The following is an 8159-nucleotide window of genomic DNA, read 5'->3' on the forward strand; positions in this document are numbered from 1 at the left end:
ACCTCGGCGGCGTCCTGTTGGTCGCCGCCGTCATCCACACGCGAGTCGACGCCAGCAAATCAGGAGACACGCCCTAGTCGGGTGCGGCTACCACAAGCCGCTCGGGCCACCATCCCGACGACGACTCGCTCAGACCGGATCGGCTGCTACAGTGCCCATTCATGCCACGTCCAGAAGGCCGTTACCGCTACAGGACAGCGAGACAGCACCACATCGGAGATGCTCTAGAGGCACTTGAGACTCGGGGACTCGTTGGTGCGTGGCGTCTGGTATTCGCTCGGGTCTGCTGCACGGATAGGTGACATCTGAGTTGGCTTGCCTTGCGGGGTGGGCTGGAAGGATGTCATTGTGCCCAGGCCTTATCCGAAAGAGTTCCGTGACGACGTTGTCCGGGTCGCCCGCAACCGCGATCCCGGGGTGACCATCGAGGCGGTCGCCAACGATTTCGGGGTGCACCCGATGACGCTGACCAAGTGGCTGCGCCAGGCCGACATCGATGACGGCGTCAAGGCCGGCACCACCACGTTGGAGTCGACCGACCTGCGTGCAGCACGGCAGCGGATCAGGCTGCTGGAGCAGGAGAACGAGGTCCTGCGGCGGGCGGCAGCGTATTTGTCGCAGGCGAATCTGCCGGGAAAAGGCTCTACCCGCTCGTAAGCGAGCTCGCCGCCGACGGGATCCCCGTGGTGGTGACGTGCCGGGTACTGGACATTGCTCGCCAGCCCTACTACCGGTGGCTTCAAGAACCGGTCACCGATGCCGAGATCGTCGAGGCCTACCGCACCAACGCCCTCGTTGACGCTCATCGGGACGATCCGGAGTTCGGCTACCGGTTCCTGGTCGATGAGGCCCGCGCTGCCGGTCAGCCGATGGCCGAGCGCACCGCATGGCGGATCTGCTCGAACAACGGGTTGTGGAGCGTGTTCGGCAAGAAGCGGGGTCGCAACGGCAAGAGGCCCGGTCCGCCAGTTCACGATGACCTGGTCGGCCGGGACTTCACCGCCGATGCCCCCAATCATTTGTGGCTGGCCGACATCACCGAGCATCGCACCGAGCAGGGCAAGCTCTACTGCTGCGCGATCAAGGATGTGTTCTCCAACCGGATCGTCGGCTACAGCATCGCCGACCGGATGAATCGCAGCTGGCCGTTACCGCGCTGCGCAACGCGGTCGCCCGCCGCGGCGATGTCGCCGGCTGTGTGCTGCACACCGACCGCGGGTCGCAATTTCGAAGCCGGAAATTCGTTGCCGCACTGCACCACTACGACATGGTCGGCTCCATGGGCCGGGTCGGCGCCGCCGGTGACAACGCCGCCATGGAGTCGTTCTTCAGCTTGCTGCAGAAGAACGTCCTGGACCGGCACCGCTGGGCCACCCGCGAAGACCTACGGATCGCGATTGTCACCTGGATCGAACGCACCTACCACCGTCGCCGGCGCCAGATCGCCCTGGGCCGGTTGACCCCGATCGAATACGAGACGATCATGACCACACCGGCCAGTCAGGCCGCGTGACCGAAACTGTCACCTATCCGTGCAGCAGACCCCTTCTTCATGGCATCGGCCTTCTCCTCCCTCCAGCGCGCGCATCGCCGGTGGCGGCGTGTGGTGCCCAGGCTGGTGGCCACGGCAGTAGCATGACCGCGCTGCGGAGCCAGCCCTTTCCGACCGGCCTGAACGTCCTCCGGCGACTCGGAAGCCTTGCCGGCGACTGAGGGGTGAACGGTACCGTCATCGCCATGCGGTTACGTGAGGTCAGTCTGCTTTGGTACCGATCGGTCGACCATCTCGAGTTCGAAGTCGGTCCGCTGACGGTGTTGTTCGGAAAGAACAATTCTGGCAAAACGAACGTCATCGAGGCGATCTACGGCGTTCTATCACCTGACGATATGAATCACTATCTCGACAACCACGTCCAGGCACGCGGCCTCCGCGGACCGGACGACCTACTCCCCCCGTACGGTGCAGTCGTCGTTGAACTCGAACCCGGCGCACCCTTCGACGATGACGTTATCAACCTTCGCGATGCAGATGGAGCCACACTCGACGGTGATGTGCCACTGGCTCCGCTTGAGACCGCGTTCGTAGGCTTCGAGCAGTCGGCAACGATGACATTCACCGACCCTCGCAACTATTTTCGCCAGCTTCGGACACTCGCGGCCCAACAACTAGACGACCCAGAACTTGATGATCGGTTCAGATCGACGTTGAAGGAAGAAAACCCCAGACCGTACCCACTCTTCCTCGACTGGGAGATCGATGACATCGACGCCCGCATCGGCAACGCGCTGATCGCCTCTCTGGGGTCAGAAGCGCTGTTGGAACTAGCCGAATCGTCTCCACCGCGCCAAACGTGGCAAGTCCGTCCTGAGCTACAGGAACGCCTGGACCTCTTCTCTCGCCTCGCTACCGATCTGTTGCCCGACTTCATCAACGGTTCGGTCTACGCGTACCTGCACGTCGCGACGGAATGGGGCAGTCAACCGTCGGTATCAGTGACCTACCGCGACCATCAGCCTGACCGTTTCAAGGAACAGCGCCTTGACGAGGTATACGAACTTGGCCGCGGCTCGGCGCGCTGGGTCGCCGTCGCAATACAGATCGCCCTACACCTGCTGACACACACCGACTACGTCTCCCGGGCGGAAAGCAAAGACGCAAAACCGTTCTCGGGCCACATCTTGTTCCTCGACGAACCGGAGGCCCACCTGCACCCATCGGCGGTAACCAGCATCGTGCGTTGGTGCCGGAGAATGCTTGACTACGGTTTCAACATCATCGTGGCGACACACCACGATGAGTTTCTACGTATTTCCGGTCCAGATATCAGACACGTCCATGTGACCCGTCGCGAGGAACCTCCCATCACACGCGCCCGCACGCTCCTGACATCTGTAACCCCATTGCTACAGGATTTAGCTAATGAGGTCGGTGCGCATCCCGCCTCGGTCTTATCGCTGCACCGAGGCGTACTTTTCGTCGAGGGACCGCTCGACCATGCGGTTCTCGACGAATACGCCGCATCGGCGCTCGACGCAGCAGGGGTCCTAATCATCCCGATGCATGGGACTCGGAACATGGAGGGGCTGATAGATGGCGAACTCGCACCGCGACTTGGCCTGAAGATGGGTGTGCTCACCGATGCGACCGACCCAGAAACAATGGGCGAGAGAAGCAACCGGAAACGAACCCGCGAAGAAATATGGGTCACCCGGTTGATCAAACGTTGTGAGGATCAGGGTCTTCCGCTACCAACGGCCTTCGGAGTTCCCGAAGACGATCTGTTGTTCGTCCTGCCGGCCGACGGAATTCGACAGTGTTATCCGGATACGGCATCAACGTTCCCGGGCTGGCTGGAGATGCGGGAGGAATGCCGCGAAGCGCTAGGCATGGGGAAGTCAGATTCGGTCGACTGGAAACGCTACGCCGACGATCAGTACGGCCTTCCCCTCACGACGGCAGCCGGCGTCCGCAGCGTTGTTCGCAGACTTGATTTCGCAGGTTTTGAGTTCCCTTCGGTACAGCGGGTTATCGACCAAGTTGTAGCCTGGGCCTCCCAGGACTCCGTAGATGAGTACTGAACCGGCGACCCCAGTCGCTGGAAATCCTCGCAACGGTATAAGCACCACCGCCCACGGTGGTGACCTGCAAGCCGGTTTACCCGGCCCACCCGACTATGCCTACCCCAGCTCTTTGCGCCGGCGGCTTGCTCCACGCAGAGCCTGCCGCGACCCCTGGGGCCCGTGGCAGCCTGTCCTGAAACCCAAAATGCAACCCGACACGGCAGCGCACGACAGCGTCCACGGCGTGGGTCTACCCGTGAGGTACCCCAACGACCGGCTCGTCGTGATCTGACCGGGAAATGACCCAAGCTTCACGCCGAACACAACTCGGTCATCAGTCAGTCCACGGCGGTTCCCACGACCGCTCATCGCCGCCGACGCCCCCCAACACCGTTGAACACGTGATTCCTGACTGAATCAACGCCCCAACTCACTCAAACTCCCTGGTGGCGTAGTTCGGGACGAAGCGGTCGAGGGCATAGCTTGCCCTACCAGCCAATTCTCGACCAGTGGTCCGCGCCCTACCTAGCTCTCGACGCCAAGCTCCTCCTCACCGCCCCAGAATGCCTACGGGTACCGCAGTCAATACCGCAGTGGATTCGTTCGACCTCAACGCCCACCAACGCGGCCAACACCATTCCCGCAGCTAGAACCAACTTCTCCGGCGACCTCCATCGGCACCCAACACATCAAACGCCCAGTTCAGAGGATTTTAAGTCCGCTGCCTCTGCCAATTGGGCTATGGGGGCTCGCGGCGAATCTAACGCGACAACGCCGCCGGGCCCCCACCGGCACTCCGGCGCGGGACGAAAAGGACAGCGATAAGGGTGGGGCTCAGGCGTGCTCAGGGCAGTAGTTCTGGGCGGCGATCCGCGCGAACTCGGCAGCGCGCTGCAGGGTGAAACCCGGGTTGGTGGTCTGCACCGCGACCACGGTGTCCATCGGGGACAGGCCGGCGTCCATCAGCTGGCACACCGAGTGGCCTGCGGAGATCGCCACCTGGTCGGAGCCCTTGTGGCTCAGACCGGCACCGGTCAGCTGGGTCAGGAAGGCAGCGTCGCTGCCGACGGGGTCGGCGTGCACGGGCGCGGCCAGGCCCACCATCGCGACGAGACCCGTCAGCAGCAGAAACCGATTCATGGCTCGTAGTGTCCTGAGTCTTCGTTAAAAGCGTGTTACGTACCGTTTACTCCCCCGGATCGGGATGTTAAATCGGTGTTACCGGGGGCTCACGCCACCGCCGAACCCGCCCCGAAGCGCCCCCGCGGCAGCGGTCTTTTTTCGCGCTTTTTATCGCTCACCAGCGCATCTGATGTTCTTCCCCGGACGGCGGAAGTGGGGTCGCCGGGCATCGGCGTCCGATGGTGAGCCGAATCACCACGACGCCGGCCTGGTCAGGCCAAAGGTCCTGCCGCGACCGGGAACGCCTGTCTTGCACGGCTTTCGCCCCGGCGCCTCCCAGCGCCACCGTCGGCGGGCCGTTGTGACCCCCACCACGCTGTCGCCGGCGGGCTCTTCGCGGCCTCGTAAAAAGTTCTGACACCGCTGTTAAGAAGCGGTTAACCAGCTTTCACAATCGCCCGGTGATGCGGGACCGTAGTCGCCGGAGCCGATAACCATCCGTTCCGTGAGGAGATCCCCAAATGTCATTCGTGACTACGCAGCCCGAGGCCCTGGCTGCCGCCGCCGGCAATCTGCAGGCGATCGGTGCGGCGCTCAACGCTCAAAGCGCCGCCGCGTCCGCGCCGACCACCGGTGTCGTTCCCGCAGCCGCCGACGAGGTCTCGGCGCTGACGGCCGCGCAGTTCGCCGCGCACGCCAGCATGTACCAGTCGGTTGCGGCGCAGGCCGCGGCCATTCACGAGATGTTCGTCGCGACGCTCAACGGCAGCGCCGAGTCGTATGCGGCCACCGAAGCCGCCAACGCGGCCGCGGCAGGTTAGGCCGATTTGATGCTGGATTATGGAGCCCTGCCCCCCGAGGTGAACTCCGGGCGCATGTACGCCGGCCCCGGGTCGGCACCGATGATGACCGCCGCGTCGGCCTGGCGCGCGATGGCCGCCGAACTGGCCTCTGCCGCACACGCATACGAGACGGTGATCTCGGAACTGTCCAACGAGCAATGGCTCGGCCCCGGCTCGGCGTCGATGTCCGCCGCGGTAGCCCCCTACATCGAGTGGATGAACACCACCGCCGCGCAGGCCGAAGAGGCCGCTGCCCAGGCCACCGCCGCCGCGACCGCGTTCGAGACCGCGCGGGCGGCCACGGTGCCCCCGGCGGCGGTGTCGACCAACCGGGTCCAGCAGGCCGCGCTGGTCGCGACCAACATCCTGGGCATCAACACCCCGGCCATCGCGGCCCTCGACGCCCTCTACGCCGAGATGTGGGCCCAGGACGCCGCCGCGATGTACGGCTACGCCAGCGGATCCGCGGCCGCGTCCCAGGTGACACCGTTCAGCGAGCCCGCCCAGACCACCAACCCGGCGGGGTTGGCCGGACAGGGTTCTGCGGTCGCCCATGCCACGGCCAACAGCACCGCAAACAGCACCGCACAGACGGCGCAGATGATCTCGGCGCTTCCGAACGCCCTGCAGTCCATGGCCGCACCGGCAGCGTCGACCGACTGGCTCGAGCAGATCATCGAATTCCTGTACAACGACCCGATCAACGGTTACGCGTACATGTTCGGCACCCCGCTGTACAACTTGTTCAACACCGCCGGCACCGGCGCAGCCTTCATCCCGTCGGCGCTGCTGCCAAGCCTCATCGGTTTCATGACCGGCGGGGGCTTCACCGGCGGCGCCGGCAGTGCGCTCGGCAGTGGTCTGGGAGCGGCATTGAGTCCCGGGGGTGCCCTGGGCGCCCTGGGCGCGCTCGGCGGCGGCATGGCCAGCGGAGCCAGCAGCGCATTCGGGGTGAGTGCGGTCACCCCGGCGGTCACCGCCGGGATGGGTAAGGCCTCGCTGGTCGGGACGTCGTTCTCGGCGCCGGCCAGCTGGTCGGCAGCCACCCCCGGCGCGGCAGCCGTGACCGGAGGCCCCGGCGGCTGGGCGGTCCCCTCGGAGACCCACAACAACATGGCCTCCATGCCCCCTCCGGTGCCGACCGGCGTCGGGCGGGCCGGGATGAACTACGGCACGCCGCGTTACGGGTTCCGGCCGAAATTCATGCCGAAGCCGATGGTGGTCTGAACCATGATGCAGTCCAAGAACTTTCGCCAGGAGCAACGATGATCGACTACGCGGCCCTGCCGCCCGAGGTCAACTCGGGGCGGCTGTACGCCGGTCCCGGCTCGACGCCGATGATGGCGGTCGCCTCCGCCTGGCGCGGACTGGCAGCCGAGATCAGTTCGGCGCTGACGTCATATGAGACGACGTTCTCCCAGCTCGTCGACGAAGAGTGGCTGGGCCCGGCATCGGCGTCGATGACCGCCGCCACCAAGCCCTACCTGGCGTGGATGGCCGACACCGCGACGAAGGCCGAGGAGACCGCCAGCCGGGCCACCGCCGCAGCGGCCGCGTTCGAGGCGGCCCACGCGGCCACCCCTCCCCCGGCGGTGATCGCCGCCAACCGCGCCCAGCAGAAGCAACTGGTGGCGACCAACGTCGTCGGGCAGAACTCCGCGGCGATCATGGCCGCCGACGCACAGTATTTCGAGATGTGGGCCCAGGCCACCGATGTCATGTACAGCTACGCGGCATCCTCGGCGACGGCGACCCAGGTGGCACCGTTCACTGAGCCCAACCAGACCACGAATCCGAACGGAACGGCCAACCAGGCGGCTGCGGTCAGTCAGGCCAGCGGCACCGCCGCCGGCAATACCGCGCAAACGGCACAGGCGATCTCGTCCCTGCCGAACGCGCTGCAGACCCTGACTTCGCCGGGCCCCGCCGACGCCGGCCTGCCCCCGCCCACCCTGGCCGGACTGCTCGAGGCTATCGGCCGGAACGCGTCGATCAACGGAACCGTCTCGCTGCTCACCTACCCGCTCAACGGCGGGATGAGCTTCGCCGGGACATCCGCGGCGTTCACCCCGGCGAGCCTGATCCCGACCATGACCACGTTCTTCTCCGGTAGCGGTTTCAACGCCCTCGGCGGTGGTGCGGCAGGTGCCGGCATCGGCGCCCTGCTGGCTCCCGGCGGTCCGTTGAGCAGCCTTGGGGCCCTGGGCGGTGGCGCCGCGTCTGCCTTCACCGCAAGTGCACCGGTGTCGGCCGGCATGGGCCAGGCCACCCTGGTCGGGGAACTGTCCGCGCCGGCCGCCTGGGCCGCAGCCGCCCCGGAGAGCGCCACCTCGGCGGCCGAAGCCCTGCAAGCCAGCAGCTGGTCTGCCGCACCCGAAGAAATCGAATCGATGGCCGCCATGCCCGGCGGGATGCCGATCGGTGCCGAACGGGGCGGCTTCGGACTCAGCACACCGCGCTACGGCTTCAAACCCACTGTGATGGCCCGACCGTTCGTGGCCGGATAGCCGGAATTCCCGCTACGACAACCGACTTCAGGCAAGGAGACAGACCACAGTGGCAACTCGTTTTATGACTGATCCGGACGCGATGCGTGCGATGGCGGGGCGTTTTGATGTGCACGCCCAGACGGTT

5 protein-coding genes and 2 pseudogenes are annotated in these 8159 nt (G+C 65.4%); 6 read left to right on the forward strand and 1 reads right to left on the reverse strand.

Going from position 1 to position 8159, the window contains the following annotated elements:
* The first annotated feature begins 348 nt into the window (after window positions 1-348).
* Window positions 349-1513 (forward strand): annotated as a pseudogene (locus BST28_RS22405) (IS3 family transposase).
* A gap of 224 nt (window positions 1514-1737) precedes the next feature.
* Window positions 1738-3579, forward strand: coding sequence for an ATP-dependent nuclease (locus BST28_RS22410; RefSeq protein WP_131813897.1), 1842 nt, complete (start codon window positions 1738-1740; stop codon window positions 3577-3579).
* Window positions 3580-4395: 816 nt separating this feature from the next.
* Here the strand turns inward: BST28_RS22410 and BST28_RS22415 are convergent.
* On the reverse strand, window positions 4396-4701 hold the full coding sequence (locus tag BST28_RS22415) for a DUF732 domain-containing protein (protein ID WP_019737823.1): 306 nt from the start codon (window positions 4699-4701) through the stop codon (window positions 4396-4398).
* Window positions 4702-5204: 503 nt separating this feature from the next.
* Between BST28_RS22415 and BST28_RS22420 the strand changes: the two genes are divergently transcribed.
* The 4 genes and pseudogenes from BST28_RS22420 to BST28_RS22435 all read left to right on the forward strand — a co-directional run.
* The gene (locus BST28_RS22420) at window positions 5205-5504 is read left to right on the forward strand and encodes a PE family protein (RefSeq protein ID WP_019737824.1); all 300 of its coding nucleotides are present in this window, start codon (window positions 5205-5207) and stop codon (window positions 5502-5504) included.
* A gap of 9 nt (window positions 5505-5513) precedes the next feature.
* Window positions 5514-6752: a PPE family protein gene (locus BST28_RS22425; protein WP_019737825.1), complete on the forward strand. Its 1239-nt coding sequence runs from the start codon at window positions 5514-5516 to the stop codon at window positions 6750-6752.
* A gap of 41 nt (window positions 6753-6793) precedes the next feature.
* The gene (locus BST28_RS22430) at window positions 6794-8032 is read left to right on the forward strand and encodes a PPE family protein (protein ID WP_165607095.1); all 1239 of its coding nucleotides are present in this window, start codon (window positions 6794-6796) and stop codon (window positions 8030-8032) included.
* A 49-nt stretch (window positions 8033-8081) separates the two neighbouring features.
* A pseudogene (locus tag BST28_RS22435) lies at window positions 8082-8159 on the forward strand (WXG100 family type VII secretion target); the annotation flags it as partial.

This window comes from Mycolicibacter kumamotonensis, from assembly GCF_002086285.1.
Taxonomy (GTDB): Bacteria; Actinomycetota; Actinomycetes; order Mycobacteriales; family Mycobacteriaceae; genus Mycobacterium; species Mycobacterium kumamotonense.

Excerpts from the sequence above, each read along its gene's own strand:
- BST28_RS22425 (WP_019737825.1), top strand. The coding sequence starts at position 5,514 with ATGCTGGATTATGGAGCCCTGCCCCCCGAGGTGAACTCCGGGCGCATG.
- BST28_RS22415 (WP_019737823.1), bottom strand. The coding sequence starts at position 4,701 with ATGAATCGGTTTCTGCTGCTGACGGGTCTCGTCGCGATGGTGGGCCTG.
- BST28_RS22410 (WP_131813897.1), top strand. The coding sequence starts at position 1,738 with ATGCGGTTACGTGAGGTCAGTCTGCTTTGGTACCGATCGGTCGACCAT.
- BST28_RS22420 (WP_019737824.1), top strand. The coding sequence starts at position 5,205 with ATGTCATTCGTGACTACGCAGCCCGAGGCCCTGGCTGCCGCCGCCGGC.